The organism is Georgenia subflava (assembly GCF_009193155.1).
GTDB lineage: Bacteria > Actinomycetota > Actinomycetes > Actinomycetales > Actinomycetaceae > Georgenia > Georgenia subflava.
Genome location: NZ_VUKD01000006.1, coordinates 18998 through 45927 on the forward strand (window position 1 = coordinate 18998; position 26930 = coordinate 45927).

The window sequence follows — 26930 nt, forward strand, 5'->3', positions numbered from 1 at the left end:
GCGAGGATACGGCGACCACCTGTGCCGTCACAGCATCGTGTACTCCACACCGACCGAGTCATAGGTCCCGCGTGCACGACGGTCCCGGGTGAGGAGACGGAGGCGGTGGTGACGTGCGGTGACGGCAACCAGAGCGTCGTAGGCCGCGCCGCCCGTGAGGCGGGAGCGTCCGAGCTCGGTGACCAACGCACGGTAGGTGCTGTCGGGGACGCCGACCGCCCTCACAGCGAGTCGGGAGAGGACGTTCGCGGCGTCCTCCGGCGAGATGCGGTGCGGAGCCGGGAGGCGGGTGAGGACGCTGTAGGACTCGATGACTACGTGGGCGGGGACGACATCCACACCGCCGGCGATCGCGTGCCGTGCCGCTTCGTGCTCGCGGTGCCACGAGATGAGGGCGGGCACCAGCACACTGGTGTCACAGGTGATTCCGGCGGTCACCGGCGCGTGGACTCGAGCGTGTCACGGACCTGCTCGTCGGTGAGGGCCGGGAGATCGTCGGTCGGTACGAGGCGGGGCATGCCCTCGTCCCCGGCGACGGTCACCTCGGCGGGCGGCAGGTCGATCTCGATCCGTCCGTCCGTGAACACCACGTCTATCACCCGTCCAGCTGTGAGACCCATCGCGTCTCGCAGCGCCTTCGGGACCACGATGCGGCCCGCAGCGTCGATGGTGGTACGCATGGTAGAAATCTACCATCTGTCGCCGACGGTCAAGGCTCGGTCGCGACGACGTCCCGCGGGTGGATCGCCTACGGTCGTCGCATGACGGCAGTGAGAGTGGCAGTGATCGGCGCCGACGGGCGCATGGGCTCGACCGTCTGCGCGGCGGTGGAGGGCGCGGACGACCTCGAGCTCGTCGAGCGTCTCGACGCGGGCGACGATGTCGCCGCCCTGGCGGGCTCGGGCGCACAGGTTGCCGTGGACTTCACCGTGCCGAGCGTGACCGAGGCCAACGTGCACGCGCTCATCGACGCCGGTGTGCATGCCGTCGTCGGCACCACCGGGTGGACCGAGGAGTCCTTGGCCCGGGTGCGCGAGCACCTCGCGGAGGCCGGCGCCACGCGGGAGCAGGGCCTGGGCGTGCTGATCGCCCCGAACTTCGCGCTCTCCGCCGTGCTGGCGATGAGCTTCGCCCGGCGGGCAGCGAGGTTCTTCGAGTCCGCCGAGGTGGTCGAGCTGCACCACCCGGACAAGGTGGACGCCCCCTCGGGCACCGCGGTGACGACAGCCCGGCACATCGCCGAGGGCCGCGCCGAGGCCGGGCTCGGCCCGGTGCCGGATGCGACCGAGAGCCAGGTCGACGGTGCCCGCGGCGCGATCATCGACGGGGTCCACGTGCACGCCGTACGGCTGCGCGGCCTCGTCGCGCACGAGGAGATCCTGCTCGGCAACCCGGGGGAGCAGCTGACGATCCGCACCGACTCCTTCGACCGGACGAGCTTCATGCCCGGGGTGCTGCTCGCGGTGCGCGAGGTCGTCCACCGTCCCGGCCTGACGTTCGGGCTGGACCAGGTGCTCGACCTCGGCTGACACCACTGCCGCACCAGGTGCTCGCGCCCTGCGTGCAGAGCGGTCGGGCCGGCGGACCGCGGCCGGTCGGCCGCGTCGTGACCGACGGAGAGCGTTCAGATCTCGGCGTACCAGCAGGTCTCGACGAGCTCGTGGCCGCCGACGTCGAGGGTTCGACGCAGCCCGGCCGGGGCGAACCCGGCCTGGCTGAGGAACCGGGTCCGGGCGTCGTCGCCCTGCACCGCCCAGGTCTGCACCCGGCGGACGCCCTGGTCGCGCAGCAGGTCGACGCAGGCGGCGAGGAGGCGGGAGCCGTGCCCGCGCCGCCCGAAGGCCGCGGGCACCTCGAGCGCCAGGATCTCTCCGACGGACCCCGCGTCGTCGGCGCCGGCGGTGCCGGGCGACGTCGTGCCGGGCTGGACGGCGTCGGCCGCACCCGGCTCTCCACCGTCGGTGGTGCCGGGCGCTCCGCCGTCGTCGATCGCGCCGGTCGCTCCGCCGTCGGGCTCGGCGGCCCGGACGTCGACGGCCACCTCGGCCGGGGCGATCGCCGCGAACCCGACCACCTGCGCCCCGGCGAGCGCGGTGAGCACGCGGTGCTGCGGCGAGGGAGCCGCCGTGATCGCCGAGGACCACGACCGGCCCAGCTCGACCGGGTCGATCATCGACGCGACGACCGGGTCGAGCTCCGCCCCGGTGCCGGCCGCGAGGGAGGCGCGCAGGGTGCGGGCGTGCAGGTTCCCGAGCTCGGCGGCGTCCTCGGCCACCGCCGGCCGCACCGACAGGTCGGCCGACGGACGCAGCGGGTCGCCGTGGCCGTGCCCGGCGTGCGGGTCCGCGTGGTCGTGCCCGGCGTGCGGGTCGCCGTGGTCGTGGCCCGCGTGGGGGTCGATGCCCCCGGGCGAGGAGCCGGGACCGGCGCCGGTACCCCGCATGAGGGAGCCGAGCACGTCGTCGGGGTCGAGGTCGTCCGCGGAGGTCACCGGTCCAGGTTAACCGCCAGGATGTGGGACGCCTGACTGCTTCCCGGCGGCGACGGCGCTACCTTCTGGTCATGACCCAGCCAGCCACGCCGCGCGTCCCGTCGCGCACCTTCGGCTCCGTCGCGACAGCGATGGTGACGCCCTTCCACGAGGACGGCTCGATCGACGTCGACACCGGCGTCGCGGTGGCGGTCAAGCTCGTGGACGACGGCTGCGACGCCCTCGTCCTGCACGGCACCACCGGGGAGTCCCCGACGACCCACCAGCCGGAGAAGGACGCTCTCGTCCGGGCCGTCGTCGACGCCGTGGGGGACCGGGCGATGATCATCGGCGGCGCCGGCTCCAACGACACCGCGCACGCGGTCCGGATCGCCAAGGGTGCCCAGCGTTCCGGCGCCCAGGGCCTGCTCGTCGTCTCGCCGTACTACAACCGGCCCTCGCAGGAGGGTGTCTACCAGCACATCAAGGCGGTCGCGGACGCCGTGGACCTCCCGGTGGTCCTCTACGACATCCCCGGGCGCACCGGTGTGGCGATCGGGGACGAGACGCTCGACCGGCTCGCGGAGCACCCCCGCATCAAGGCGGTCAAGGACGCGACCGGCAACGTACCCGCCGGGTTCGAGCGGATGGCGCGCACCGGGCTGGAGTTCTACTCCGGCGACGACGCGCTGAACTTCGACTGGCTCGCCCACGGCGCGTCCGGCGTCATCTCCGTCGTCGGGCACGTGGTCGCCGGCGACTACGCCGAGATGGTGCGCGCGGTCGACGCCGGCGACCTGCCCGGCGCGCGCGACGTCGCCGCCCGGCTGCGCCCCGTCGTCGCCGGGATGATGGGCGGCGGCCAGGGGGCGGTGATGGCGAAGCACGCGCTCCACCTCCAGGGCGTCATCCCGTGCCCGGTGGTGCGGCTGCCACTGGTCCGGCCCGCCGACGCGGAGCTCGACGCGCTCGCCACGATGCTCCGCGAGGAGGGGCTGCTCCCGGCCTGACCGCCGGCCGGCCCGGCGAGGGCACGGCGTCCCACGACGGCGGCCCTGGGAGCCGTCGTCGGCACCGCCTGGCAAGATGGGTCCGTGAGCCATCCCCATCCTGAGCTGTCCGCGCCCGGCCCGATCCCGCAGGGAGGCCTCCGGATCGTCCCGCTCGGCGGGCTCGGCGAGGTCGGCCGGAACATGACCGTCTTCGAGCACGCCGGCAGGCTGCTCATCGTCGACTGCGGCGTGCTCTTCCCCGAGGACCACCAGCCCGGCGTCGACCTGATCCTGCCGGACTTCGAGTACATCGCCGACCGCCTCGACGACATCGAGGCGATCGTCCTGACCCACGGGCACGAGGACCACATCGGTGGCGTGCCGTACCTGCTGCGGCTGCGTGGCGACATCCCGCTGGTGGGCTCCCAGCTGACGCTCGCCTTCATCGAGGCGAAGCTCAAGGAGCACCGCATCACCCCCGTCACGCTGGCCGTGCGCGAGGGGCAGACCGAGCAGCTCGGGCCCTTCGGGCTGGAGTTCGTGGCCGTGAACCACTCCATCCCGGACGCTCTCGCCGTCATGATCCGCACCGGCGCGGGCAACGTCCTGCACACCGGTGACTTCAAGATGGACCAGCTCCCGCTGGACAACCGGATCACCGACCTGCGCGCCTTCGCCCGACTCGGCGAGGAGGGCGTGGACCTGTTCATGACCGACTCCACCAACGCCGAGGTGCCCGGCTTCACCGCCCACGAGCGCAACATCGGCACGGTCCTGGACAACGTCTTCGCCCAGGCCGAGGGGCAGATCGTCGTCGCCTCTTTCGCCTCGCACGTCCACCGCTTCCAGCAGGTGCTCGACGCCGCCTCGCTGCACGAGCGCAAGGTCGCCCTGGTGGGTCGGTCCATGGTGCGCAACATGGGCATCGCCGCCGACCTCGGCTACCTCAAGGTCCCGCCGAACACCCTCATCGACGTCAAGCGGATCGACGACTACCCGCCGTCGGAGACGGTCCTCATGGCCACCGGGTCCCAGGGCGAGCCGATGGCGGCGCTGAGCCGGATCGCCAACCGGGACCACCGGGTGGCGGTCGGCCCCGGCGACACCGTGATCTTCGCGAGCTCGCTCATCCCCGGGAACGAGAACTCCGTCTACCGCGTGATCAACGGGCTCATGCGCCTCGGCGCCAAGGTGGTCCACCAGGGCAACGCCAAGGTGCACGTCTCCGGCCACGCGAGCGCCGGCGAGCTGCTGTACTGCTACAACATCGTCCGGCCCAGGAACGTCATGCCCGTGCACGGCGAGATCCGCCACCTCGTGGCCAACGGGGCGCTCGCGGTCGCGACCGGCGTGCCGGCCGAGCGGGTGGTGCTCGCCGAGGACGGCGTCGTGGTCGACCTCGTGGACGGCAAGGCGCGCATCGCCGGCGCCGTGCCCTGCGGCTACGTCTACGTCGACGGCTCCTCGGTCGGGGAGATCACCGACGCCGAGCTCAAGGACCGCCGCATCCTGGGCGAGGAGGGGTTCATCTCCATCTTCGCCGTCGTGGACACCGCGACCGGCAAGGTCCTCACCGGGCCGCACATCCAGGCCCGCGGCATGGCCGAGGACGACTCGGTCTTCGACGCGATCCTGCCCGACGTCAGCCAGTCCCTGGCCGAGGTGGTCGGTCGCGGCAACGCCGACATCCACCAGATGCAGCAGGCCATGCGCCGGGTCGTCGGGCGCTGGGCCGCCAAGCGGCTGCGCCGCAGCCCGATGATCATCCCGACGGTCGTCGAGGCCTGAGGGCTGACGAACATCGTGAGCGCCCAGGTCTGGACGGTCGAGGACCACCTCCGCGAGCAGCCCGAGGAGCACGTCGCGCTGTACCGGCGGCTGGAGTCGGTGATCCGGTCGTTCGGCGAGGTCTCGCTGTCGGTGTCGAAGTCCACGATCACCTTCAAGGGGTCGCGCCGGGGCTTCGCCGGCGGACGTCCCACGCGCCACGGTGTGGAGGGATACTTCGACCTCACGCGTCCGCTCACGGGGGACGCGCGGATCCGCCGCGTCACGCCCTACCAGCGCAACCTGCACGTCCATCACTACCGGCTCCGCGAGGACGCAGACCTCGACGAGACGTTCGCCGGCTGGCTGCGGGAGGCCTACGACGTCGGCTGCGGTGCGCACCTGAGGACGTAGCGGCCGAGCCGTGGCGGCTCAGCGCCGTGGCCGGGTCCTTGCGCGCTCGCGTCGCGCGGCCGAACGGGACAGGTGATCCCTCGCCGGGGGCGCAACGGCCGCGGCCGGATCTCGCCGGGGCACCGCCGCACGGCGCGTGCCCACCGACCGTCACAGCCGCACGGCGCGCAGGGCCTGGACGTAGCGGGTCTCGAGCTCGCCCGGGGTGCCCGGCAGCAGCCCGGCCAGCTCGAGGCTGACCAGGCCGTGCGCGTGCGACCACAGCCGCAGCGCGACCTCCTCGGCCGCCGCGGGCCCGGCCCCGGGCCGGACGCGGGCGACGGCGTCACGCAGCACGAGGAACGTCGGCCGGGCGACGGCCGGCCGCGCACCCCCGTCGTCGACGTCCGCGCGGCGGGCGCGGTCGGTGGTCGATTCGTTCCGGCCCGCCGCCGACGGCGGCGCGAACATCACGCGGTAGAAGTGCGGGTTCGCCAGGGCGCTGGTCCGGTAGGCCACACCGAGGGCGAGCAGGTCCGCCAGGGCGTCGTCGGAACGCGGCACTGCGGCCAGGTGGCCGGCGAAACGCCGGAACCCCTCGGCCACCACCTCCTGGACCAGGGCTTCCCGGCTGCCGAAGAGGGAGTACACGGCCGCCGTCGTCGTGCCGGCAGCGGCGGCCACCGCCCGGACGGACAGCGAGTCAGGACCGCCGGCCGCGATCGCCTCCGAGGCGTGCTCGAGGAGTCGGCGGCGGACGGTCTCGTCGTGGGTGCGCGGGCGGGCCATCCGGGAATCGTACGGCCTTGACGACGGTTATCGCACACTGTTAGATAACGGTGTTAGATAACTCGGAGGTGTCCTCATGATCGAGCTGTCCAGTGCCGCGCAGACCACTGCCGGCATCGTCGTCCTCGCCGCGATCACCGTCGCCAGCGGTGGCCACTTCATGACCCGCGTCGTGCGCGGGAAGCAGCCCGCGACGGAGTTCCAGACCTCGTTCTTCCGGGCCGGGCACGCCCACGCCGGCGTGCTGATCATCCTCGGCCTCGTCTCGCTGATGCTGACCGAGGTCACCGCGCTGACCGGCGGGTGGGCCTGGCTCGCGCGCACGGGAGTGCTCGTCGCCGCGATCGTCATGCCCGCCGGGTTCTTCCTCTCCGCCGTCGGGTCCGGGCGCACCCGGCCGAACAGGCTCGTCGTGCTGCTGTGGGTCGGAGCGGCCTTCCTGGTCGCGGGGCTCGGCACGCTCGGGGTGGGGCTGCTGACCGCCTGACGCGCCCGATACCTGCAGCCGCGTTCTCATACCTGCGGTTCCGGCAGCAGGTGTCGGCGCAACGAGCAGGTATCGGCGTCGCCGACAGGTGCCCGGGGGCCAGCGGCCGTGCCGCGGACCGGCTGCGACGGTCGGCCGACCCGCCCGGGCGGCGCGGCGATGGTGCCGGATCGGCGCGCCGGGGCTAGTTTGGGCACCATCATGGCTACCCGTACGACTTCCCCCGGACGGTCGGCCTCGACAGCACGAGGGTCCAAGGCACGCGGCTCCCGGAGCGGTGCAGGACCCCGTGGTGGCGGGCGGTCGACGAGACAGTCGCGCCCGCAGCGCCGGTCGCTCCCGGTCCGCATGGCGCGTGGCCTCTGGATGGGAGGGGCACACCTGGTGGGCGGTACCGCACGCAGCGTCGGATCCGGCGCGAAGGATCTCGACCCCGCGCTGCGGCGCGACGGGCTCGCCTTCCTGCTCCTGGGACTGGCGATCGTCATCGCCCTCCGCGAGTGGTTCGGCCTCTCCGGCATCGCCGGTGACGTCATCCACCACGTGGCCGCCGGCGTCGTGGGCGTCCTGGGCGTCCTGATGCCGCTCGCGCTGGTCGCGATGGCCGTACGGCTGATGCGCCACCCCGAGCGGGCGCAGGCCAACGCACGAGTGTCCATCGGTCTCCTCGCCGTCACGGCCGCGGTCTGCGGGCTCATCCACATCGGCTCCGGGCTGCCGTCGCCGCGCACGAGCTTCGCTGCGGTGGAGAGCGCCGGCGGCCTGCTCGGGTGGCTGCTCGGTGCTCCGCTGACGCTCCTGCTCTCCGAGTGGGGCGCCGTGCCGATCCTGGTGCTGCTGGCGCTCTTCGGCCTGCTGGTCGTCACCGCCACGCCGGTCGCCGCCGTCCCGCAGAAGCTCGGCAGCGCCGGGAACTGGCTGCTCGGGCGCGGGCCGGCCGAGACGGCCGAGGAGCCGACCGCCGAGCTGGTGGCCGCCGACGGCACGCACCGCCCGCCGGCCCCGCGCCGGCGGAAGAAGCAGCGCGCCACCGACGGCGAGGCCGTGGTCCCGGGGGAGTATGCCGCCGACGAGGCCTTCACCGCCGCCGCCGAGCTGGAACCGGCCGACGAGGCCGCGACGACGGCGATGCCCGGCAAGGGACGCGGGCGCCGGCGCACCGCGGGCACCGCGGCCACGGCCCCCACGGCCGACTCCGCCGGAGCGGACAAGGCCAAGGACGAGCTGACCGCGCCGCCCACCTCGCCGCTGCCGGCACGTGCCGAGCAGCTCGAGCTGGCGCCGGACGTCATCTACACGTTGCCCTCGGACGAGGTACTCACCAAGGGTGCCCCGCACAAGGTCCGTTCCGCCGCGAACGACCGCGTGGTGGAGTCCCTCACGACCGTCCTCACCGAGTTCTCGGTCGACGCCAAGGTCACCGGCTTCTCCCGCGGCCCGACAGTGACGCGATACGAGCTCGAGCTGGGCCCGGGCGTCAAGGTCGAGCGCATCACGGCGCTGAGCAAGAACATCGCCTACGCCGTCGCGAGCGCCGACGTCCGCATCCTCTCGCCGATCCCCGGCAAGTCAGCGATCGGCGTCGAGATCCCCAACGCCGACCGTGAGACCGTCTCGCTCGGTGACGTGCTGCGCTCGTCGGTGGCGCGCCGCACCGAGCACCCGCTGGTGGTCGGCGTCGGCAAGGACGTCGAGGGCGGCTACGTCGTCGCGAACCTCGCGAAGATGCCCCACCTGCTGGTCGCGGGTGCCACCGGCGCCGGAAAGTCGAGCTTCGTGAACTCGATGATCACCTCGATCATGATGCGGTCCACCCCGGAGGAGGTCCGGATGGTGCTGGTCGACCCCAAGCGGGTCGAGCTGACCATCTACGAGGGCATCCCGCACCTGATCACCCCGATCATCACGAACCCGAAGAAGGCGGCCGAGGCGCTGGAGTGGGTCGTGCGGGAGATGGACGCCCGCTACGACGACCTCTCGGCCTTCGGGTTCAAGCACATCGACGACTTCAACGCGGGCGTGCGCGCCGGGAAGGTCAAGCCGCTGCCGGGGTCGGAGCGGACCATCTCGCCCTACCCGTACCTGCTGGTGATCGTGGACGAGCTCGCCGACCTGATGATGGTGGCCCCGCGCGACGTGGAGGCGTCCATCCAGCGCATCACCCAGCTGGCCCGTGCGGCCGGCATCCACCTCGTGCTGGCCACCCAGCGACCCTCGGTGGACGTCGTCACCGGCCTCATCAAGGCCAACGTCCCGTCGCGCCTGGCGTTCGCGACCTCCTCCCTCGCGGACTCGCGCGTGGTCCTGGACCAGCCCGGCGCCGAGAAGCTGATCGGCCAGGGCGACGCGCTGTTCCTGCCGATGGGCTCCGCCAAGCCCATGCGCGTGCAGGGCGCCTGGGTGACCGAGTCCGAGATCCACGCCGTCGTCGACCACGTCAAGGCCCAGCTGCAGCCGACGTACCGCGAGGACGTCATCGCGCCGGTCGCCAAGAAGCAGGTCGACGAGGACATCGGTGACGACCTCGACCTCCTGCTGCAGGCCGCCGAGCTGGTGGTGACCACCCAGTTCGGCTCCACCTCGATGCTCCAGCGCAAGCTCCGGGTCGGCTTCGCCAAGGCCGGCCGCCTCATGGACCTCCTCGAGTCCCGCGAGATCGTCGGCCCCTCCGAGGGGTCGAAGGCCCGCGACGTCCTGGTCCAGCCCGACGACCTCCCCGCGACGCTGGCGATGCTGCGCGGCGAGGCCCCGGCAGGCGACCCGTACGACCAGGACGACGACGACGGCGAGCCGGTCTACGACGTCGAGGCCGAGCCCGTGGCCGCCGTCGAGGACCGCTACGCCGACGGCGTCGAGGGGCACCTCCCGCCCGCCGCGGCCACGTTCGACGACGGCGCGGACGACAGCGACGAGGACGCCTGGGAGCTCACCGGACGATAGCGCTCAGCGCTCGCGGGGCAGCACCTGCGGCGCGGGGCCGGTCGGCTGCGGCGGCTCGACGCGGTGCTGCTCGGCGCCCATGACCTCCTGGACCCGGGCGGCGCGCTGCTGGATGGTCGCCGGGTCGAGAGTCAGCCACTCCGGCCGGTCGCCGGCGACCAGGTCGTGCAGCGGGTAGATGTGCTGGTCGCCGACCCGGTCCACGGTCGAGGCCGTCCACTCCAGGTCGGTCACCCGCGCCGGGCCCTCGGCCGGTGCCGTCACGGTCGCCGTGACGAGCAGCCCGGTGGCCGTCTCCATGGTGCAGCACTTCGAGTCCTGGTTGGAGATGAAGTTCCCCATCGACCACACGAGCCACATCCCGTCGCCGTCGGGCCCGCCGGGCAGCTTCTCGATGGGCTGCGGCACGTGCGAGTGGTTGCCGAAGACGAGGTCGATCTCGCCGGACTCCGCCAGCGCGGCGCCGATCTCCAGCTGCTCGTCGACGGGGGAGTGGACGTACTCCAGGCCCCAGTGCACGTTGGCGACGACGATGTCCGCGCCGGCCTCGCGCGCGGCACGCGCCTGCGCCACCAGGGCGTCGACGTCGACCTTGGTCACCGCCCACGGCGAGCTGGCCGGGGCGGGCAGCCCGTTGTCGATCGTGGTGGCCGCGAGTTGGGCGACGACGATCTCGCGGCCCTCCCGCTCGAGGGTGTACATCTGCGGCTGCTCGGCCTCGAGCGGGCTCCGGGCGGTGCCGACGTGGCCGAGACCGGCGGCGTCGAGGACGTCGAGGGTGTGGAAGACGCCGTCGAGCCCGCGGTCCATGGAGTGGTTGGTGGCGGTGGCGCAGCCGTCCCAGCCGAGCGCGGCGAGCGAGCTGACCAGTCCCTCGGGAGCGCCGAACACCGGGTACGCGCTGACCGCCTCGCCGGGCGGGGCGACGGGGACCTCGAGGTTGCACAGCGCGAGGTCGGCGCCGGCGACCCAGTCCTGCACGCCGGCCAGCAGCGGGAGGTAGTCGTAGGTGCCGTCGGCCTGCTCGGCGTTGAGGTTGACCGTCGCGTGGGGCAGGACGTCGCCCGCGGAGAGGATGGTGAAGGTCACGTCCGGCACCGGGGTGGGCGGGGCCTCCGGCTCCGCGGTCGTCGCCTGCGTCGTCGGCACCGGCGACTGGGGGACCGGCGCCGCACCGACCCCGGCGAGCGGCTGGGTGCCGACCGCGAGCCCGACCCCCACGGCAGCCACCATCGCGACGCCGGCGAGTGCCGCCACGGGGGCGACGGGCGAGCGGCGGGGGGTCTTGCGCCCGTGCCGGGGCGACTGCGTGGCCATGTGCGAAGCGTAGAACGCGGACGGCGCCCGGCGGCGCCACGTCCGGGCCGGCTCGCGCGGCGGGCTGCCGTGGCGATGTGCGCCCTGAGGTCCTCCGGTGGTCATAAGGTGGGGCGGTGACGACCGACCCTGCAACGACGCCGGCCAGACCTCCCGCCGAGGTTCCGCTGTGGAACGTGGCCAACGTCCTGACGATGCTGCGCATCGCGATGGTCCCCGTCTTCGCCGTCCTCTTCCTGCAGGACACCACCGCCACCCGGTTGTGGGCGACGGTGGTCTTCGCGCTCGCCGCGGCCACCGACAAGCTCGACGGCTCCCTCGCCCGGAGCCGGGGGCTGGTGACGAACTTCGGCAAGCTCGCCGACCCGATCGCCGACAAGGCGCTCGTGATCACCGCGCTCGTCCTGCTCTCGATCGACGGGCTGCTGCCGTGGTGGGTCACCATCGTGATCATCGTCCGCGAGCTCGGGATCACGGTGCTGCGGTTCTTCATGGTGCGCCGCGCCGTGATCGCGGCGAGCAAGGGCGGCAAGCTCAAGACGACGCTCCAGATCACCTTCATCCTGCTGCTCCTCGTCCCGTGGTCGGGCCTGGTCTCCAACGGGCTCGTCGACGCGATCTCCGTCATCACCTGGATCGTCGTCCTGCTGACCGTCGCGGTCACCGTCATCACCGGGCTGGACTACGTGCTGCAGGCGTGGCGCATCGCCGCACGGTCCGACGACGGTCCCGCCTCCGCCGGCGGGGAGCCGGCGCGCTGACCCCCGCCGGGCGGGTGGTGGCCGCGCTGCGCCGTCAGGGCGGCAGCCTGGCCGTCGCCGAGTCGCTCACCGGCGGGGCGCTGAGCGGGGCCCTCGTGACGGTGCCCGGGGTCTCGGCCGTCCTGCGGGGCGGCATCGTCGCGTACGCGACCGACCTCAAGGAGCAGCTGCTCGGCGTCGACGGCGAGCTCCTGGCCGCGCACGGACCGGTGCACCCCGAGGTCGCCCGTCAGATGGCCGCCGGCGCCGCGGACCGCCTCGGCGCGGACCACGCGATCGCCACCACCGGGGTCGCCGGTCCCGGCGCCGCCGACGGTGCGCCGGCGGGCACCGTCTGGGTCGCCGCGCTCGGCCCGGGCGGGCACCGGGTGCGTGGGCTGCTGCTGGCCGGCGACCGGGCGCTCGTGCGACGGGCGAGCGTCGCCGCAGCGCTCGCGCTGCTCGGCTCCCTGCTGTCCGACGAGCTCCAGCGACGCCCGCCGACCCGGCGAGGAGCTGACGCGTCCGACAGCTCCGGGTCCGGCGACGGGCGGGAACAAGGGCCGGGCGCCGGGCGTTGGACCAGGTGATGATGACGAACAGGTATACCTATCGCGGCGCCGGGCAGCAGCTCCGGCGCCCCCAGGGTCGTCCGGACTCGCCGTCCGGACAGCGCTCGACCCGTGCTGCAGGGTACGGTAGTAAGACATCGCCCAGCCGGGCAGGGGAGGAGGGCAGCACGATGATCCTGCTTCGACGCGAGATCGGTGACGTGCTCCGTGACGCCCGCCAGCGCCAGGGACGCACCCTGCGCGAGGTGTCGTCGGCCGCCCGCGTGTCCCTCGGCTACCTCAGCGAGGTCGAGCGCGGCCAGAAGGAAGCCTCCTCCGAGCTGCTCGCCTCCATCTGCGAGGCGCTGAACGTGCCCATGAGCTTCGTGCTGCGCGCCGTCTCCGACCGGATCGCGGTCAGCGAGGGCGTGCACGTGCCGGACACGGTGCCCGACGAGCTGGTGCACCGCACCGAGCTGCTCAGCACGGTCGGCTGACCGCCGGGGCGCCAGCCCGCCGTCCGACGAGCCCCGGGGAATCCCCCGGGGCTCGTGGCGTGTCCGGGCCGCGCCAGGGCAGGAACGGCTCAGCCGCCGGCCTGGCAGCGCGGGCAGAAGAAGACCCGACGGGTGGTCGGTGCACGGCCGACCTCGCCGCGAGCCACCGGAGCCCCGCAGCGGGGGCAGGGGCGACGGTCCCTGCCGTACACGTTGGTCGGCCGCCGCGGGTCGTCGGTGGTGGTCCCCGGCTGCCGCGCCGCGACGGAACGGAGCAGGAGCGAGCGGGCCGTGCGTACGAGGTCTGCCGCCGACTGCCCGAGGCTCCCGGCCGGCGCCCACGGGGAGATCCGGTGCGCCCACAACGTCTCGGTCATGAAGATCGTGCCCAGCCCGGCGACCACCCGCTGGTCCAGCAGGACCTCCCCGATGCCGCGCCCACCCTGCGCGAGGATCCTGTCCGTCGCCGCCGCGACGTCGAGATCGGCGCCGAGGACGTCCGGGCCGAGGTGCCCGAGCAGCCGGTCCTCTTCCGCGGTCGGCACCAGGTCCATGAGCCCCAGCTCGAGCCCGAGGCAGGTCCACCGCTCGGTGGCGAGCACCGCACGCACCTGCGGCGAGCGGTCCGCCCTGCTCGGGCCTGCAGGGGCCAGGTCGGCGGTCCGCACCAGGCGCCACCGGCCCTCCATGCGCAGGTGCGTGTGCAGGGTCCGCCCGTCCGCCAGCCGGGTGAGCAGGTGCTTGCCGTAGGTCGCGTTGGCGACGACGCCGACGCCGGCCAGGTCGACCCCGCCGAGGTCCGGCCAGCGGAGCTCGCCGCGCACGAGCACCTGTCCGGCGAGGGCGGCGTCGAGGCGCCGGGCGACCCGGACGACGCTGTCGCCCTCAGGCACTCCGGGCCCCCTCGAGGCGGGCGGCCGCTCGATCCTGCCGCCAGGCGGGCAGGTACAGCGGCGCGGCGAGCGCCAGGACGGCACCGCCGACGCCGATCGCCAGCCCTACCGATGTGCCGTCCGCCAGCGCGGTGAGGACCACCAGGCCGATTGCGGCGGCCGGCTGCATGACCATGGAGTTCAGCGAGACCACCGTGGCCCGCTGGGGTCCGGTGACACGGCGGTGCAGCAGCGTCATGTGCGCGGTGCCCGAGGTCCCGTGGACCAGGTAGCACGCGAGGTACGCCGCCAGCATGGCCGCGACCCCGCCGAAGAGCCCGATGCCGACCACTGTCGCCCCCTGGACGATGCGCAGCAGCGCCGCGGTCGGGGCGAACCCGAGCCGCCGGCCGAGCCAGGGCAGGACGGCGGAGCCCGCCGCCGACGCCAGCCATGCGGCGGCGGTCGCCGGACCTGTGATCGCGGCGGCCGCGTCGGCGTCGCCGACGAGCTCGGCGAGGCGCACGGGCATCAGACTCTCGAAGGTCACGATGCCGAAGCCCCAGAACAGCTCGACGGCGACCAGTGCCAGCAGCACCTTGTCCCGGCGCAGCAGGCCGACGCCGTCGGCGATCGCCCGCGGTGTGTCCGCCGCCGCCCGCCACGTGTTGCGCAGACCCGTGGCACGAGGTGTCTCGGCCATCAGGAGGACGATGCCGACGAGCCCGGCGACCTGCAGCAGCAGGGACGCGACGACCGGTACGGCCAGCGCGTCCAGGGCGGGGAACGGATCCAGGGCCACCAGACCACCGCTGGCGAGCGCACCGCCGCCGATCGCCAGGCCGACGACGACGCCGTGCCCGCTCAGGCCCTTGTCGATGGCTGCCCGCGGGTCGGCCGCGAGGGCGGCGTCGACGTACCAGGCCTCGAGCGGCCCGCTGTCCAGGGCGCGGAAGGCGCCCTGGAGGGCGAAGGCGAGCGCGAAGACCGGTGCGGACCCGGCGACCAGGAGCAGCGAGGTGGACACCAGCCCGACCGCGGCGGCGACGATGAGCACACGCCGCCGACCGACGGAGTCGGCGAGCCCACCGGTGGGCAGCTCGAGAGCCAGGACCACCAGGCCCTGGAGCGAGGCGGCAAGGCCCACGTCGGTCAGTGCCAGTCCCCGCTCGAGCGGCAGCAGCATGATGACGGGGACGATCAGCCCGACCGGGAACCAGCGCAGGGCGCTCAGGACCAGGAACCGGCGGGTCGCCGACCGGACCGTCAGGGTCACGGTTCGCCGCCGACGTCGGGGTAGGCCTGCAGGAAGACGAAGACCCGACGGGCGTCAGGCCGTGGGGGCTCGGCCCGGTAGCGCTCGACGACGGCGTCGAGCTCGTGGGTGAGCTCGGCGAGCTGCGCGGGGGACAGGTCGAGGAAGTAGTCGGACATCCCGGCGGCATCGCGCCACGGGAGCGGCCACTCCTGCTTCGCGCCGTGCCAGGCGTCGGCCCGCTGCTGGAACTGGCGCAGGCCCTCAGCCTGGAGCCAGTCGTTCGCCGCCTCGCTGTCCGGGTCCCCGGCGACGTCGGAGGAGAACCAGGAGTGGCGCTCGTGGGCGGCGCCCCACAGGCGCTCGCGGCCCGTGCCACCCGCGGTGTCCTCGACCAGGCCGACCTCGGCCAGGCGACGTAGGTGATAGCTCGTGGCGCCGGAGTTCGTGCCCAGGGTCCGGGCGAGCCGGGTGGCCGTGGCCGGTCCGTCGAGCCGCAGCGCGCTGAGGAGCCGGCTCCGCAGCGGGTGCGCCAGCACGGTCATCGCACGGGCGTCGAGACGGGTCTGGTTCTGCTCCACGGTATGCACAATAGTTGTGCACAGTTTCTGTGTAAACCGGGCGACCGGTTGCCCGGAGATTCGCTCGTGCTGCGAGGGGTCAGCTGCGCGGCGAGCCCTGCGCGTCTGCCTGCTTCCGGGCCGCCTTGATGCGCGCGTCCTCCGCGCGCACCTGGGCCTGCGTCGCACGCTCCGCCTCGAGCCAGGCGGGCATGTCTGCCAGCAGCGCCTTGATCTCCTCGGTGGTGAGCGGGTCCGTGACACCGCCGCGGGCCAGCCCGGACACGGACACGTTGAGCCGGCGGGCAACCTCCTGGCGGGGGTGCGGGCCGTTGCGGCGCAGGTCGGCCAACCACTGCGGCGGGTCGGCCTGGAGCTCGTCGAGCTCGGTCCGGCTGACCGGCCCGTCCTGGAACTCGGCCGGGGTCGCAGACAGCAGCACACCCAGCTTTCGGGCGGCGGTCTGCGGCTTCATGGTCTGCGGCTTGGGGGAGCTCATGGTCGAAGCGTAGGCCGTCGGCTCGCGCACCGTTCTCGGCAGGCGGCGACCGTTGCTCGGTCACCACCTGGTGACGGAGCACGGGCTCGCCCGCCAGGCGGCGAGCCGTAGCCTGGTGGCCAGGCACCGCCTACCCGGCAGCTGGTGACGACGAGAGGACCGACATGGCCGAGCCCTTCCGCGTCGGTTTCGTACCGGGCGTCACCCCGGACAAGTGGCGGCGGATCTGGACCGAGCGCATGCCCGGCAACGCGCTCGAGCTCACGCCCGTCGACGTGTCGCTGCAGACCCGGGTGCTCCACGAGGGTCAGGCAGAGATGTGCCTCGTCCGCCTCCCCATCGAGCGGGAGGGGCTGCACGTGATACCGCTCTACCGCGAGGTGCCCGTCGTCGTGGTGTCCAAGGAGCACCCGGTGGCGGCCTTCGACGAGGTGGACGTGTCCGACCTCGCCGACGAGCACCTGCTGCAGGAGCCCGAGGACGTGCCGGAGTGGGCCGCGGTCGCCCGCGAGCTCCGGGACGGAGGGCGGGACGAGGAGCCCGCCATGACCGTCGAGCAGGCGATCGAGGTGGCCGCCTCCGGGGCCGGCATCGTGATCGTGCCGCTCTCCCTGGCCCGCCTCTACCACCGCAAGGACGTGACCCACCGGCCGGTGACCGGTGTCGCCGAGTCGCAGATCGGACTCGCGTGGCGCGTCGACGACGACGACCCCAGGGTCGAGGCCTTCATCGGCATCGTCCGTGGCCGGACCGCGCGCAGCTCCCGCGGCGGCCAGCCGGAGCCACAGTCGCCGGCGAACCGCTCCGCCTCACGGACGCCGCCACGTGGGCCGAGGCCGCCGCGACGAGCATCGCGGCGCCGCCATCGATGACGAGGCGCGGCGTCGATGACGAGGCACGGCGTCGATGACGAGGCACGGCGTCGATGACGATCCACGGCGTCGATGACGATCCACGGCGTCGATGACGAGGCGCGGCCGAGGTGCGGCGGCAGGCGCCGTGGATGCCGTAGTCAGCTCTGCGCGGAGGCTCTCGACAGCCCTCTGTTGTGGTTGAGCTGGACGACGAGCGTGCCGGTGAAGGCCGTGAGGACGACCAGGACCGTCCAGTAGCCGATGTCCACGCCGGCGACGGTCGAGCCGAGCACGGCGAGACCGGCACCGCCGACACGCAGCATGATCGCCCGGCGAGGTCGGCGGGGCGGGTCCGACCACACCGGCCACCGCGTGCCGGCGTTGGCACGTGAGAGCTCGACCGCAGAGCGCGTGAGCAGCACGGCGCCCAGCAGCATGATGGCGATACCCCCGACCAGCATCCAACCTCCTCCGTCGTGACGAAGACTACGAGACCCGACGGACGATAGGGTCCCGTGAACGTCGCCGACCGGCGACGACCCAGGAGGTCACGATGAGGTTTCCGCCGAGGCTGTCGTCCGGTCAGATGTGGTGGGTCGGACTAGGCGTCCTCCTGCTGTCTCTCGTCCTCAACTATGTACTTAATACGCAGTTGAGTCGCCTGTACGACTCGGTCGGTGCCGTGACGTTGGCGAGTTCCATCTTTCCCTACGTGAGCGGGCTCGTTCAGATCCTTCAGCTCGTCGGTGCCGGGATGGTCGCCGCCTCGTTCGTCGTGCGCCGCCTAGAGACCCGCGAGGTCGGCGGGACGACCTTCGGGGACGAGGTGCCGGAGAACTGGACGGACGGCCGGCGCTAGCCGCACGACACGCTCGCGCGGAGCGGTCGGGGTGCCCGCCGACCGGAGGCAAGGCGGTGCGGGGCTCAGTGGTGGGACGGCGGCGGCCGGTGCAGCCGGAGGCCGCGGGGGGTCGGTCCGAAGCCCGCCGCCCGCAGCGCCTCGGCCGGCGCGCCCTGCGCCTCCAGGGCGGGGACGCCGTCGACACGGCTGAGCGTCACGGTCCCGAGAGTGCCGTCGCCGGCCACCTCGGCCAGCGCCGCGGCGGCGAGGTCGAGCGCCGCTCGGTCGCCGGTGAAGGAGAGCAGCGTGCGACCGCCCTTCTCGACGTAGAGCACGAGCTCGCCGTCCACGAGCACGACGACCGAGCCGGCCTTCCTGCCGGGGCGGTGCCCCTCCCCGGCGCTCGTGGCGGGCCAGGCCACCGCCGCCCCGTACGGGTTCGCCGGGTCCGTCGCCGCCAGCAGGTGCACGCGCGGCGACGAGCGGGACGGGTCAGCACGTCGGGCAGCGAGGTCCGCGGCGTCCGCCCGCAGCCGGTCGACGACCTCGGGGAGCGCGAACTGTGCGGCGCCGAGTCCCTCGACGAAGTAGCCGCGCCGTACCTGCCCGGCCTCCTCGAGGCGGCGGAGCACCTGGTAGGCGGCGCCGAAGCCGCCGGGCACCGCCTCCAGCCCGGCCGCCCCGCGCACCAGCACGCCGTGCCGCTCCAGCAGTGCCGCAGTCACCGCCGCCGTACGAGCGGTGCGTTCGGCCACCCCGTCCCCGGCCTGCGCGCCGGGATGGACGAGCGACCAGCGGCCGACGGCGGAGGGCAGGTTCGCGACGGAGCGGGGGCGGGCGCCGGCGAGCGCGGTACGGGAGAGCGCCCCGCGCCGCAGCCCGCCGGGGCGCATCGAGCGGGGCCGGGCCGACGGGCGCGCCGAGGCGTGGGCGGGTCGGCCGCCGCCGAGCCGGGCGCGTACCGGCGCGAGCGTGTCGTTGGTGACGTAACCGGCCCAGACGAGCTCCCACAGGGCCTCCAGCACCTCGGTCGGCGGGGCGCTGGCGGCCCGCCCCGCCTCGTCGAGCTCGTCGGGCGGGACGAGGTCACGGAAGAACCGGCCGCCACCGGCCGCCAGGACGTCGAGCAGGTGGTTGTGCAGCGTGCCGAGCTCGAACGGGTCGCGGGGCGGGGACAGCTCGTCGACCGCGTCGGCCGGCAGGAGCGCGATCAGCCCGTCCACGCCTGGCAGCGTGCCCGCTCCGGCCCACACCACCTCGCCCGCGGCGGTCAGCTCGTCGAGCAGGCCCGGCTGGTAGTCGCGGACTCGGGCGGGCAGCACCAGCGACTCCAGGGCCGACGCCGGCAGGAGGGCTCCCGCCAGCTGGTCGACGACCGTCAGCACCGCGTCCGCCCCGCGCAGGTCCGACCTCCTCCCGTGCGGGGCGACGTGGAGCCAGCGTGGGAGGAACAGCCCGAGCGTGCGCGCCGGGACGGGCTCGACCTCGCTTCGCAGGTGCGCCAGCGACCTGCGCCGGATCCGGCGCATGACCTCGGCGTCGCAGTACTCCACCGCCGGCGTCGCCGCTGCGCCGGCGTCGTCCGGGTCGCCGGCCGGCGGTGTCGGGCTGAGGCGGCCCTGCACCAGCAGCCCGGTGCGGACGAGGTCCGCCAGGACGGCGTGGACCGCCCCGACCGCCAGGCCGAGCCGGTCCGCGAGCTGCTGGGCGGTGAACGGACCGTGCGTGCGGGCGTGCCGGCGCACCAGGTCGCCGAGCGGGTCCGGGACCGCCTCCAGCACCGCCTCGGGCAGGCCGACCGGCAGCGCCACCCCGAGCGCGTCGCGCAGCCGCGCCGCGTCCTCGGTCACCGCCCACTGCTCGACGCCGGCCACCCGGACGGGGAGGACGCGACGCTGTGCCACCAGCTGGTCCAGCCACCCGGGCACGAGCTCGGGCGAGACGGCACGATCGGCCAGCTCCGCCGTCGTGACCGGGCCGAGACGGCGCACGAGGTCCACCAGACCTTCGGCGTCGCGGACCTGCGCGTTCTCCGTGCGCAGCCCGACCGCGGCCGCGACCTCCGCCACCGCCTCCGGGTCGAGGAGGTCCGCCAGGTCCCCGAGGTCGGAGCCGACCAGCTCGGCGAGCAGGGCCGAGTCCAGGCTCAGCGCCGCCGCACGGCGCTCGGCCAGCGGCGCGTCGTCGTCGTAGAGGAACTGCGCGACGTACCCCATGAGCAGGGAGCGGGCAAAGGGCGACGGCGCGCTGGTGGCCACCTCCACGAGCCGGATCTCGCGATGCGCGATGCGGCGCATGAGCTCGGTCAGGGCGGGGACGTCGAAGTCGTCGCGCAGGCACTCGCGCACCGCCTCGAGCACCACCGGGAAGTCGGGGTAGGCCGAGGCGACGGAGAGCAGCTGGGCGCTGCGGTGCCGCTGCTGCCACAGCGGCTGGCGCCGGTCCGGCCGCCGTCGGGGCAGGAGCAGCGAGCGGGCCGCGGCCTCGCGGAAGCGGGCGGCGAAGTGCGCGGAGCCGGTGAGGGACTCGACCACGAGCCCGGAGACCTCGGCGGGGTCCAGCAGCAGGGCGTCGATGCCGAGCGGGCCCTCGGCGTCGCCGCTCGTGCCCTCGACGTCCGGCAGGCGCAGCACGATGCCGTCGTCGCTCGGGGCGGCATTGACGTCCATCCCGGTGACCTCGCGCAGCCGGGTGGCCAGCACCATCGCCCACGGCGCGTGGACGCGGGCGCCGAAGGGCGAGTGGATGACCACGCGCCAGTCGCCGAGCTCGTCGCGGAACCGCTCGAGGACGATCGTGCGGTCGTCGGGCAGCCGGCCGGTGGCCTCGCGCTGCTGGTCGAGGTAGCCCAGGACGTTCTCGGTCGCCCAGGCGTCGAGCCCACCCGCGCTCAACCGCTGCGCCGCGGTGCCGTCCTCGATCCCGGCGAGCAGCTCGCGGGTGGTGGCGCCGAGGGCACGGCCGAGCTCGGCGGGCCGGCCGGGGGAGTCGCCCTTCCAGAACGGCAGGCGGCCGGGCTGGCCCGGGGCGGGACTGACCAGCACGCGGTCCGGGGTGATGTCCTCGATGCGCCAGGTGCTCGTGCCGAGCGTGAACGTGTCGCCCACGCGGGACTCGTAGACCATCTCCTCGTCGAGCTCGCCGACCCGCCGGCCGCCGCGCCCGCGGGTCCCCGACGTCGGCGAGTCGGACCCGGACGCGGGGGCGGTCGGCCCGCCGGCCAGGTAGACGCCGTACATGCCCCGGTCCGGGATCGTCCCGCCCGACGTCGTCGCCAGGCGCAGGGCGCCCGGCCGTGCGCTGAGGGTCCCGGCGCCGCGGTCCCACACGATGCGCGGGCGGAGCTCGGCGAAGTCCTCGCTCGGGTAGCGCCCGGCGAGCATGTCGAGCACCGCGGTCATCGCACGGTCGCCGAGGGTCGCGTACGGCGCCGACCGCCGCACCAGGGCGCCCAGCTCCTCGACCGTGAGGTCCTCGACGGCGAGCATCGCGACCACCTGCTGCGCCAGCACGTCCAGCGGGTTCGCCGGGATCTGCACCTCCTCGATGAGCCCGTCCTTCGCGCGCGTCGCCGTGACCGCGGCGGGCAGCAGGTCCCCGCGGTGGGTGGGGAGGACCACCCCGTGGGAGAGCGCGCCGACCTGGTGGCCGGCCCGGCCGATCCGCTGCAGGGCGGAGGCCACCGACGGCGGCGCACCCACCTGGATCACCAGGTCCACCGCCCCCATGTCGATGCCGAGCTCGAGGGACGAGGTCGAGACGACGGCGCGCAGCGTGCCCGACTTCAGCGCGGACTCCGTGCGCAGCCTCTCCTCGCGGCTCATCGACCCGTGGTGGGCCCGCGCGATCACGTCCTCGGTGGGCAGCGCGGTGCCCGACTGCCCCGGCACCGTGGCCGCCCACGAGCTGCCGGCGTCGTCGAGCACGGCGGCAGCGGCGCGCCCCTCGTGCCGGGCCTGCCACTCCTCGTTGACCCGGGCGGTGAGCCGCTCCGCCGACCGGCGCGAGTTCGTGAACACGATCGTCGAGCGGTGGGCGGCGACGAGGTCCACGACCCGCTCGGTCAGGTGCGGCCACACAGACGGCTGGCGCTGCTCGGGTGCGGCGCCGGTCGCGTCTCCCGACAGGTCGGGACCCTCGTCGCTCACCGCGTGCTCCACCGTGCGCAGCGGCGTCGCGGCCGGGTCGGAGAGGTCCTCCACCGGGACGACGACGTCGATCCGGAGCTCCTTGGTGCTCGCCGGCTCGACCACCCGCACCGGCCGGCCGCCGTCGGACAGGGGCCGGTGCCCGGCGAGGAAGGTCGCGACGGTGTCGACCGGCCGGACCGTGGCGGAGAGTCCCACCCGCTGCGCCGGGGCCGGCAGCAGCTCGTCGAGGCGCTCCAGGCTCAGCGCGAGGTGCGCGCCCCGCTTCGTCCCGGCGACGGCGTGGACCTCGTCGACGATGACGGTGCGCACGCCGCGCAGCCCCTCGCGGGCGGCCGAGGTCAGCACGAGGTAGAGCGACTCGGGCGTGGTGATCAGGATGTCCGGCGGACGAGTCGCCATACGACGGCGCTCGGAGGCCGGGGTGTCCCCGGTGCGGACCCCGACGCGCACGTCGTTGACCGCCGTGCCCAGCCGCGCCGCCGCCTGCGAGATGCCGACCAGGGGTGAGCGCAGGTTGCGCTCGACGTCCGCCGCCAGGGCCTTCAGCGGTGAGACGTACAGCACCCGGCAGCGTTCGGCGGGCTCGGGCACGTCGCCGGTGAGCATCTGGTCGATCGCCCACAGGAAGGCGGCGAGGGTCTTGCCCGAGCCGGTCGGTGCCACCACCAGGGCGTGCTCGCCGGAGGCGACGGCGTCCCACGCCCCGGTCTGTGCTGCCGTCGGGGACGCGAACGCGCCGTCGAACCACGCTCGGGTCGGTTCGGAGAACGGCACGTGCGTCATTGTGCCGAACACCACCCACAGCGACCTGCCGGCGGGCGCGGCGGTGGGAGCCGGGCGGCGTGCGTGGCACGCTGGAGGGGTGAAGCACTCGGAGTTCTGGCAGGTCGTGGAGGAGACCTTCGGCGCGGGCTACGGCCGCTCGGTCGCCGAGGACCTCGTGCTCGCCTCGGTCGGCGGCCGCACCGCGGTGCAGGCGCTCGCCGACGGCGTGGCGCCCCGGCACGTGTGGGACGCCGTCTGCGACGAGATGGACCTCGACGAGGCCACCCGCTGGCGGCACCGCATCGATCCCAAGGAGCGCCGCGGCCGCAAGGCACGGTGACGAGGCCGCCTCGGACCTGCCGCACGGCCCTGTCGGCGCACAGCGACAGCGCCGGAGGTGCGCGGTCCTGTCGGCGCGCCCGGACGTGCACGGTCCTCTCGGCGCACATGGGCGCGTCCGGAACGTCCGTCAGGATTGTCCTGCCGAATGTTCCGCGGGCATGGTCTGGCATTCCGCGGACGCCTGGGTGCCACGGTTCCGGCCGGCGCCCTCAGAGCCGCAGGTGTCTCCGGCGTGTCGCGCACCTCGAACACCCGTTCGGCGTAGTGTCGTCCCCAGGCGACGACGTCGACGGGTTTCCACAGTGCCAGCGGTGCCCTCGAACGGATGTCAGTGGTCGGGCATAGCGTCGCCAGCAGGTAGCCGTCCGGCGAGGGCGGGCCCTGCCACAGACCAGCCCTGACCCGAAGGGCCGCGACCCGCGGCCCGCTTGCCGAGAGGTGACTGACATGCCCGCTCCCGTAGCAGACCGCAGCAAGGCCCTGGAGGCCGCGCTCAGCCAGATCGACCGCCAGTTCGGCAAGGGGTCGATCATGCGCCTGGGGGACGACACCCGTCCCAAGGTCCAGGTGATCCCCACCGGTTCCGTGGCGCTGGACGTGGCCCTGGGCATCGGCGGGCTCCCGCGCGGCCGCGTGGTGGAGATCTACGGCCCGGAGTCCTCCGGAAAGACCACCGTGGCTCTGCACGCCGTCGCCAACGCCCAGAAGGCCGGGGGAATCGCCGCGTTCATCGACGCCGAGCACGCCCTGGACCCGGAGTACGCCAAGAAGCTCGGGGTGGACACCGACGCCCTCCTCGTCTCCCAGCCCGACACGGGTGAGCAGGCGCTGGAGATCATGGACATGCTGATCCGCTCCGGCGCGCTGGACATCGTGGTCATCGACTCCGTCGCCGCCCTGGTGCCCAAGGCCGAGATCGAGGGCGAGATGGGTGACTCCCACGTCGGTCTGCAGGCCCGGCTGATGTCCCAGGCGCTGCGCAAGATCACCGGTGCGCTCTCCGCCTCGGGCACCACCGCGATCTTCATCAACCAGCTGCGCGAGAAGATCGGCGTGTTCTTCGGCTCCCCGGAGACCACCACCGGCGGCAAGGCCCTGAAGTTCTACGCGTCGGTGCGCATGGACGTGCGCCGGATCGAGACCCTCAAGGACGCCGGCGACGCGATGGGCAACCGCACCCGCGTGAAGGTCGTCAAGAACAAGATGGCGCCGCCGTTCAAGCAGGCCGAGTTCGACATCCTCTACGGCCAGGGCATCTCGCGCGAGGGCGGGCTGATCGACCTCGGGGTGGAGAACGGCATCGTGCGCAAGTCCGGCGCCTGGTACACCTACGAGGGCGACCAGCTCGGCCAGGGCAAGGAGAAGTCGCGGCAGTTCCTCAAGGACAACCCCGAGCTCGCCGAGGAGATCGAGAAGAAGATCCTCACCAAGCTCGGCATCGGCGTGGCCCCGGTCGAGGCCGAGGCTCCCCAGGTGCCGGCCGGTGAGGTCCCGGTCGACTTCTGAGCGAGCCGATGAGCAACCCCGGCACTCCTCGGCGGCGCACCCGTCGGCGCGACGGTCTCGAGCCGCCGTCGACCGGTGCGGCCGCCGAGGATCCCGAACCGCCCACCGAGGAGGTCGCCCGGACCATCGCGCTGCGGCAGCTGACCGCCGCGCCGCGAAGCCGGGCCCAGCTCGAGGCCGCCATGGCCAAGAAGGACGTGCCCGAGGACGTCGCCGCCCGCGTCCTCGACCGCTTCACCGAGGTCGGGCTCGTCGACGACGTCGCCTACGCCGAGATGCTCGTGCGCACCCGGCACGCCGAGCGTGGCCTGGCCCGGCGGGCGCTGGCCGCCGAGCTGCGCAGGAAGGGCATCGGGCCCGAGGTCGCCCAGGTCGCCCTCGAGCAGGTCGACGGCGACGACGAGATCGCCGCCGCCCGCCGGCTGGCCGAGAAGAAGGCGCGCAGCACCACCGGGCTCGACCCGCAGGTCCGTCGTCGCCGCCTCGCCGGCATGCTCGCCCGCAAGGGCTTCCCGGGCGGCGTCGCCATGCGGGTCATCGACGAGGTCCTGGCGGCCGAGGGCGTCGACCCGTTCGGCACCGATGACGAGGGCGGCGGGGACTGGGGCGCCTGGAGCGGGTGAGCGTGGTGTCCGCGCTCCAGGGCGCACGTCGCGGCACCGCCAGGCGCGTCCCGGGTCGCGCCTGCTCAGGCGCGTCCCGGGTGGCGCCTGCTCAGTCGGCGTCGGCCACGAGGGTGCGGTCCATCTGCAGGGTGCTCCCGGCGGTGCGGCTGCTCAGGCGACGTGCCACCCGCTCGGCCACCGCGGTGAGCGTGTAGTTGATGACGATGAAGATGGCTGCCGCGACGATCAGCGCGGGCACGTAGTTCGCGAAGGTCGAGCCCACCAGCCGGGCGGAGCGCAGCAGCTCGCTGTACGTGATGATGTAGCCGAGCGCGGTGTCCTTGAGGATCACCACGAGCTGGCTGATCATCGAGGGCATCATCGCGATGAGCGCCTGCGGCACCTCGATCTGCCGCAGGCTCTTGGCCGGCGTCAGCCCGATCGCCAGACCGGCCTCCCGCTGACCGCGCGGCAGGTTGGACACGCCGGAGCGCACGAGCTCGGCGATGACCGAGCCGTTGTAGAGCGTGAGGCCGACGACGACGCCGTAGAACGCGGGCTCGCTGTTCCAGGGGCCCTGGGTGTAGGCGAACACGTTCCAGAAGAACAGCATCATGATGAGGACCGGGACGGCGCGGAAGAACTCGACCACGACTCCGCTGAACGCGCGGACCACCGCGAGCTGCGACAGCCGTCCGATGCCGAAGACCAGGCCGAAGATGTTCGCCGTGACGATGGCAATGAGCGCCGCCCGGACCGTGTTCCACAGGCCGACGAGGAGGTAGTCCACCCACACCGACTCGGTGAGGAAGGGGTTCCACTTGCCGGCCGTCAGCTGCCCCTTGCCGGCCAGCCCCGAGATCACCCAGGCGAGGACACCGACGACGATCAGCGCGCCGACGACATTCACGACGGCGATGCGGCGGCGGGTCTTCGGACCCGGTGCGTCGAACAGGACGGTGCTCATCGGGCGACCCCCAGTCGGCGGGACAGGAACGTGGTGATCAGCCCGATCGGGAGCACGATGACGACCCAGCCGATGGCGGTCACCAGGAAGATCGCGACCATGAGGTCGGGCCGGAACTCGATCATCGTGGCCATGATCGACGCGGACTGGACCACGCCGGCGGCCTGGGCGACGGTGGAGTTCTTCGTCAGCGCGATCAGCGTGTTGCCGAGCGGTGCGATGGCCCCGCGGATCGCCTGCGGCAGGATGATCATCCGCATCGACTGGCCGAAGCCGAGGCCGATCGCCCGGGCCGCCTCGGCCTGTCCGGCGGGGACTGTGTTCACGCCGGAGCGCAGCGACTCGCACACGAAGGCGGCGGTGTACACCGACAGCCCGAGCACGGCGAGCAGGAAGCTGTTCTCGGAGATGTCGACCCGGCCGGCCTCGTTGCGCGCCAGGATGACGTCGAGCTGGCCCCAGAGCCCGAGCGAGCAGGCCAGGATGATCAGCGTGAGCGGGGTGTTGCGCACGAGGTTGACGTACGCGGCGCCGACCCAGCGCAGGCTGGGGGCGGGTGAGACCCGCATGATCGCCAGGACGGTCCCGATGATGAACGCGAGGATCGCCGAGTACAGCGTCAGCCGGAGGTTGACGAGGAAGCCGCCGACGATGTCGTAGGTGGCGAACAGCTCCGACATGCCCTCGATGTACTGACCCACTCAGAGCTCCTTCGGGTGATCAGCGGGTGTGGACGCGAGCAGTCGCCCGGGGCCGGTGGTACCGGCCCC

Annotated in this window: 27 protein-coding genes; 14 read left to right on the plus strand and 13 right to left on the minus strand. The window is 73.5% G+C overall.

Translation table 11 applies throughout. From position 1 onward, the window contains the following. Positions 1–27: 27 nt before the first annotated feature. The gene (locus GD748_RS17410; protein ID WP_152196518.1) at positions 28–438 is read right to left on the minus strand and encodes a PIN domain-containing protein; all 411 of its coding nucleotides are present in this window, start codon (positions 436–438) and stop codon (positions 28–30) included. Next, positions 435–680: an AbrB/MazE/SpoVT family DNA-binding domain-containing protein gene (locus GD748_RS17415; protein WP_152196519.1), complete on the minus strand. Its 246-nt coding sequence runs from the start codon at positions 678–680 to the stop codon at positions 435–437. The genes GD748_RS17410 and GD748_RS17415 overlap by 4 nt, the downstream gene beginning before the upstream one ends. Before the next feature lie 81 nt (positions 681–761). Between GD748_RS17415 and dapB the strand changes: the two genes are divergently transcribed. Further along, positions 762–1529, plus strand: a complete 768-nt coding sequence (gene dapB, locus GD748_RS17420; RefSeq protein ID WP_152196520.1) for a 4-hydroxy-tetrahydrodipicolinate reductase — start codon at positions 762–764, stop codon at positions 1527–1529. Between the two features lie 95 nt (positions 1530–1624). Here dapB and GD748_RS17425 read toward each other — a convergent pair whose 3' ends face one another. Beyond that, complete coding sequence (locus tag GD748_RS17425; RefSeq protein WP_152196521.1) at positions 1625–2491, minus strand: GNAT family N-acetyltransferase; 867 nt, start codon at positions 2489–2491, stop codon at positions 1625–1627. A 71-nt stretch (positions 2492–2562) separates the two neighbouring features. Here GD748_RS17425 and dapA point away from each other — a divergent pair, with 71 nt between their 5' ends. From dapA to GD748_RS17440, 3 genes are all read left to right on the plus strand, one after another. Continuing rightward, positions 2563–3480 (plus strand): 4-hydroxy-tetrahydrodipicolinate synthase, encoded by a 918-nt coding sequence (dapA, locus tag GD748_RS17430; protein WP_152196522.1) that lies wholly within the window; start codon positions 2563–2565, stop codon positions 3478–3480. Between the two features lie 84 nt (positions 3481–3564). Beyond that, entirely contained in the window at positions 3565–5250 is a 1686-nt protein-coding gene (locus GD748_RS17435; RefSeq protein ID WP_152196523.1) for a ribonuclease J, read from the plus strand. A 15-nt stretch (positions 5251–5265) separates the two neighbouring features. After that, the gene (locus GD748_RS17440; RefSeq protein ID WP_226921565.1) at positions 5266–5643 is read left to right on the plus strand and encodes a DUF5655 domain-containing protein; all 378 of its coding nucleotides are present in this window, start codon (positions 5266–5268) and stop codon (positions 5641–5643) included. A 150-nt stretch (positions 5644–5793) separates the two neighbouring features. Here the strand turns inward: GD748_RS17440 and GD748_RS17445 are convergent, their stop codons facing one another. Next, positions 5794–6411, minus strand: coding sequence for a TetR-like C-terminal domain-containing protein (locus tag GD748_RS17445; protein ID WP_152196525.1), 618 nt, complete (start codon positions 6409–6411; stop codon positions 5794–5796). A gap of 76 nt (positions 6412–6487) precedes the next feature. Here GD748_RS17445 and GD748_RS17450 point away from each other — a divergent pair, with 76 nt between their 5' ends. Together GD748_RS17450 and GD748_RS17455 are read left to right on the plus strand one after the other, a co-directional pair. Further along, positions 6488–6898 (plus strand): hypothetical protein, encoded by a 411-nt coding sequence (locus GD748_RS17450; RefSeq protein WP_152196526.1) that lies wholly within the window; start codon positions 6488–6490, stop codon positions 6896–6898. 366 nt (positions 6899–7264) lie between these two features. Then, positions 7265–9838, plus strand: a complete 2574-nt coding sequence (locus GD748_RS17455; RefSeq protein WP_226921568.1) for a DNA translocase FtsK — start codon at positions 7265–7267, stop codon at positions 9836–9838. Between the two features lie 3 nt (positions 9839–9841). Here GD748_RS17455 and GD748_RS17460 read toward each other — a convergent pair whose 3' ends face one another. Continuing rightward, positions 9842–11155: a CapA family protein gene (locus tag GD748_RS17460; RefSeq protein WP_152196528.1), complete on the minus strand. Its 1314-nt coding sequence runs from the start codon at positions 11153–11155 to the stop codon at positions 9842–9844. A 116-nt stretch (positions 11156–11271) separates the two neighbouring features. Between GD748_RS17460 and pgsA the strand changes: the two genes are divergently transcribed. The 3 genes from pgsA (at position 11272) to GD748_RS17475 (ending at position 12943) form a co-directional block, all read left to right on the plus strand. Beyond that, the gene (pgsA, locus tag GD748_RS17465; RefSeq protein WP_226921570.1) at positions 11272–11916 is read left to right on the plus strand and encodes a CDP-diacylglycerol--glycerol-3-phosphate 3-phosphatidyltransferase; all 645 of its coding nucleotides are present in this window, start codon (positions 11272–11274) and stop codon (positions 11914–11916) included. Positions 11917–11933: 17 nt separating this feature from the next. Further along, a complete protein-coding gene (locus GD748_RS17470) occupies positions 11934–12485 on the plus strand; it encodes a CinA family protein (protein WP_319593323.1) in 552 nt (183 codons plus the stop codon). A 152-nt stretch (positions 12486–12637) separates the two neighbouring features. Continuing rightward, a complete protein-coding gene (locus tag GD748_RS17475) occupies positions 12638–12943 on the plus strand; it encodes a helix-turn-helix domain-containing protein (protein ID WP_152196529.1) in 306 nt (101 codons plus the stop codon). Positions 12944–13032: 89 nt separating this feature from the next. On the opposite strand, the gene GD748_RS17480 is transcribed toward GD748_RS17475, so the two are convergent. From GD748_RS17480 to GD748_RS17495, 4 genes are all read right to left on the minus strand, one after another. Continuing rightward, positions 13033–13836 (minus strand): Fpg/Nei family DNA glycosylase, encoded by an 804-nt coding sequence (locus GD748_RS17480; protein WP_152196530.1) that lies wholly within the window; start codon positions 13834–13836, stop codon positions 13033–13035. Then, complete coding sequence (locus tag GD748_RS17485; RefSeq protein ID WP_226921572.1) at positions 13829–15091, minus strand: MFS transporter; 1263 nt, start codon at positions 15089–15091, stop codon at positions 13829–13831. The genes GD748_RS17480 and GD748_RS17485 overlap by 8 nt, the downstream gene beginning before the upstream one ends. Beyond that, complete coding sequence (locus GD748_RS17490) at positions 15088–15651, minus strand: winged helix-turn-helix domain-containing protein (RefSeq protein WP_226921573.1); 564 nt, start codon at positions 15649–15651, stop codon at positions 15088–15090. Before GD748_RS17490 ends, GD748_RS17485 begins: the two co-directional genes overlap by 4 nt. Before the next feature lie 79 nt (positions 15652–15730). Next, positions 15731–16129 carry a DUF5997 family protein gene (locus GD748_RS17495; RefSeq protein WP_152196531.1) on the minus strand — a complete coding sequence of 133 codons (399 nt, stop codon included), beginning with the start codon at positions 16127–16129 and terminating at the stop codon, positions 15731–15733. A 164-nt stretch (positions 16130–16293) separates the two neighbouring features. On the opposite strand from GD748_RS17495, the gene GD748_RS17500 reads away from it, so the two are divergent. Further along, entirely contained in the window at positions 16294–17001 is a 708-nt protein-coding gene (locus GD748_RS17500; RefSeq protein WP_152196532.1) for a LysR family substrate-binding domain-containing protein, read from the plus strand. Between the two features lie 140 nt (positions 17002–17141). On the opposite strand, the gene GD748_RS17505 is transcribed toward GD748_RS17500, so the two are convergent. Next, positions 17142–17444, minus strand: a complete 303-nt coding sequence (locus tag GD748_RS17505) for a hypothetical protein (RefSeq protein ID WP_152196533.1) — start codon at positions 17442–17444, stop codon at positions 17142–17144. A 92-nt stretch (positions 17445–17536) separates the two neighbouring features. Here GD748_RS17505 and GD748_RS17510 point away from each other — a divergent pair, with 92 nt between their 5' ends. Continuing rightward, the gene (locus GD748_RS17510; protein ID WP_152196534.1) at positions 17537–17842 is read left to right on the plus strand and encodes a hypothetical protein; all 306 of its coding nucleotides are present in this window, start codon (positions 17537–17539) and stop codon (positions 17840–17842) included. A 65-nt stretch (positions 17843–17907) separates the two neighbouring features. Here the strand turns inward: GD748_RS17510 and GD748_RS17515 are convergent, their stop codons facing one another. Further along, positions 17908–22758 carry an ATP-dependent helicase gene (locus tag GD748_RS17515; RefSeq protein WP_152196618.1) on the minus strand — a complete coding sequence of 1617 codons (4851 nt, stop codon included), beginning with the start codon at positions 22756–22758 and terminating at the stop codon, positions 17908–17910. Between the two features lie 79 nt (positions 22759–22837). On the opposite strand from GD748_RS17515, the gene GD748_RS17520 reads away from it, so the two are divergent. The 3 genes from GD748_RS17520 to GD748_RS17530 all read left to right on the plus strand — a co-directional run bounded on the left by GD748_RS17520 (position 22838) and on the right by GD748_RS17530 (position 25211). After that, entirely contained in the window at positions 22838–23080 is a 243-nt protein-coding gene (locus tag GD748_RS17520; RefSeq protein ID WP_152196535.1) for a DUF3046 domain-containing protein, read from the plus strand. Between the two features lie 449 nt (positions 23081–23529). Beyond that, complete coding sequence (gene recA / locus GD748_RS17525; RefSeq protein ID WP_152196536.1) at positions 23530–24588, plus strand: recombinase RecA; 1059 nt, start codon at positions 23530–23532, stop codon at positions 24586–24588. A gap of 8 nt (positions 24589–24596) precedes the next feature. Next, positions 24597–25211, plus strand: a complete 615-nt coding sequence (locus GD748_RS17530; RefSeq protein WP_152196537.1) for a regulatory protein RecX — start codon at positions 24597–24599, stop codon at positions 25209–25211. 91 nt (positions 25212–25302) lie between these two features. Here GD748_RS17530 and GD748_RS17535 read toward each other — a convergent pair whose 3' ends face one another. Next, positions 25303–26160, minus strand: a complete 858-nt coding sequence (locus GD748_RS17535; RefSeq protein WP_152196538.1) for an amino acid ABC transporter permease — start codon at positions 26158–26160, stop codon at positions 25303–25305. Further along, positions 26157–26840, minus strand: coding sequence for an amino acid ABC transporter permease (locus GD748_RS17540; protein ID WP_152196619.1), 684 nt, complete (start codon positions 26838–26840; stop codon positions 26157–26159). The genes GD748_RS17535 and GD748_RS17540 overlap by 4 nt, the downstream gene beginning before the upstream one ends. Between the last annotated feature and the right edge of the window lie 90 nt (positions 26841–26930).

Coding starts and splice junctions, on each gene's coding strand:
- dapB (WP_152196520.1), top strand. CDS start 762: ATGACGGCAGTGAGAGTGGCAGTGATCGGCGCCGACGGGCGCATGGGC.
- GD748_RS17495 (WP_152196531.1), bottom strand. CDS start 16,129: ATGAGCTCCCCCAAGCCGCAGACCATGAAGCCGCAGACCGCCGCCCGA.
- GD748_RS17475 (WP_152196529.1), top strand. CDS start 12,638: ATGATCCTGCTTCGACGCGAGATCGGTGACGTGCTCCGTGACGCCCGC.
- GD748_RS17500 (WP_152196532.1), top strand. CDS start 16,294: ATGGCCGAGCCCTTCCGCGTCGGTTTCGTACCGGGCGTCACCCCGGAC.
- GD748_RS17460 (WP_152196528.1), bottom strand. CDS start 11,155: ATGGCCACGCAGTCGCCCCGGCACGGGCGCAAGACCCCCCGCCGCTCG.
- GD748_RS17515 (WP_152196618.1), bottom strand. CDS start 22,758: ATGACGCACGTGCCGTTCTCCGAACCGACCCGAGCGTGGTTCGACGGC.
- GD748_RS17510 (WP_152196534.1), top strand. CDS start 17,537: ATGAGGTTTCCGCCGAGGCTGTCGTCCGGTCAGATGTGGTGGGTCGGA.
- GD748_RS17450 (WP_152196526.1), top strand. CDS start 6,488: ATGATCGAGCTGTCCAGTGCCGCGCAGACCACTGCCGGCATCGTCGTC.
- GD748_RS17455 (WP_226921568.1), top strand. CDS start 7,265: ATGGGAGGGGCACACCTGGTGGGCGGTACCGCACGCAGCGTCGGATCC.
- recA (WP_152196536.1), top strand. CDS start 23,530: ATGCCCGCTCCCGTAGCAGACCGCAGCAAGGCCCTGGAGGCCGCGCTC.
- GD748_RS17535 (WP_152196538.1), bottom strand. CDS start 26,160: ATGAGCACCGTCCTGTTCGACGCACCGGGTCCGAAGACCCGCCGCCGC.
- GD748_RS17505 (WP_152196533.1), bottom strand. CDS start 17,444: ATGCTGGTCGGGGGTATCGCCATCATGCTGCTGGGCGCCGTGCTGCTC.
- dapA (WP_152196522.1), top strand. CDS start 2,563: ATGACCCAGCCAGCCACGCCGCGCGTCCCGTCGCGCACCTTCGGCTCC.
- GD748_RS17530 (WP_152196537.1), top strand. CDS start 24,597: ATGAGCAACCCCGGCACTCCTCGGCGGCGCACCCGTCGGCGCGACGGT.
- GD748_RS17445 (WP_152196525.1), bottom strand. CDS start 6,411: ATGGCCCGCCCGCGCACCCACGACGAGACCGTCCGCCGCCGACTCCTC.
- GD748_RS17540 (WP_152196619.1), bottom strand. CDS start 26,840: ATGTCGGAGCTGTTCGCCACCTACGACATCGTCGGCGGCTTCCTCGTC.
- GD748_RS17415 (WP_152196519.1), bottom strand. CDS start 680: ATGCGTACCACCATCGACGCTGCGGGCCGCATCGTGGTCCCGAAGGCG.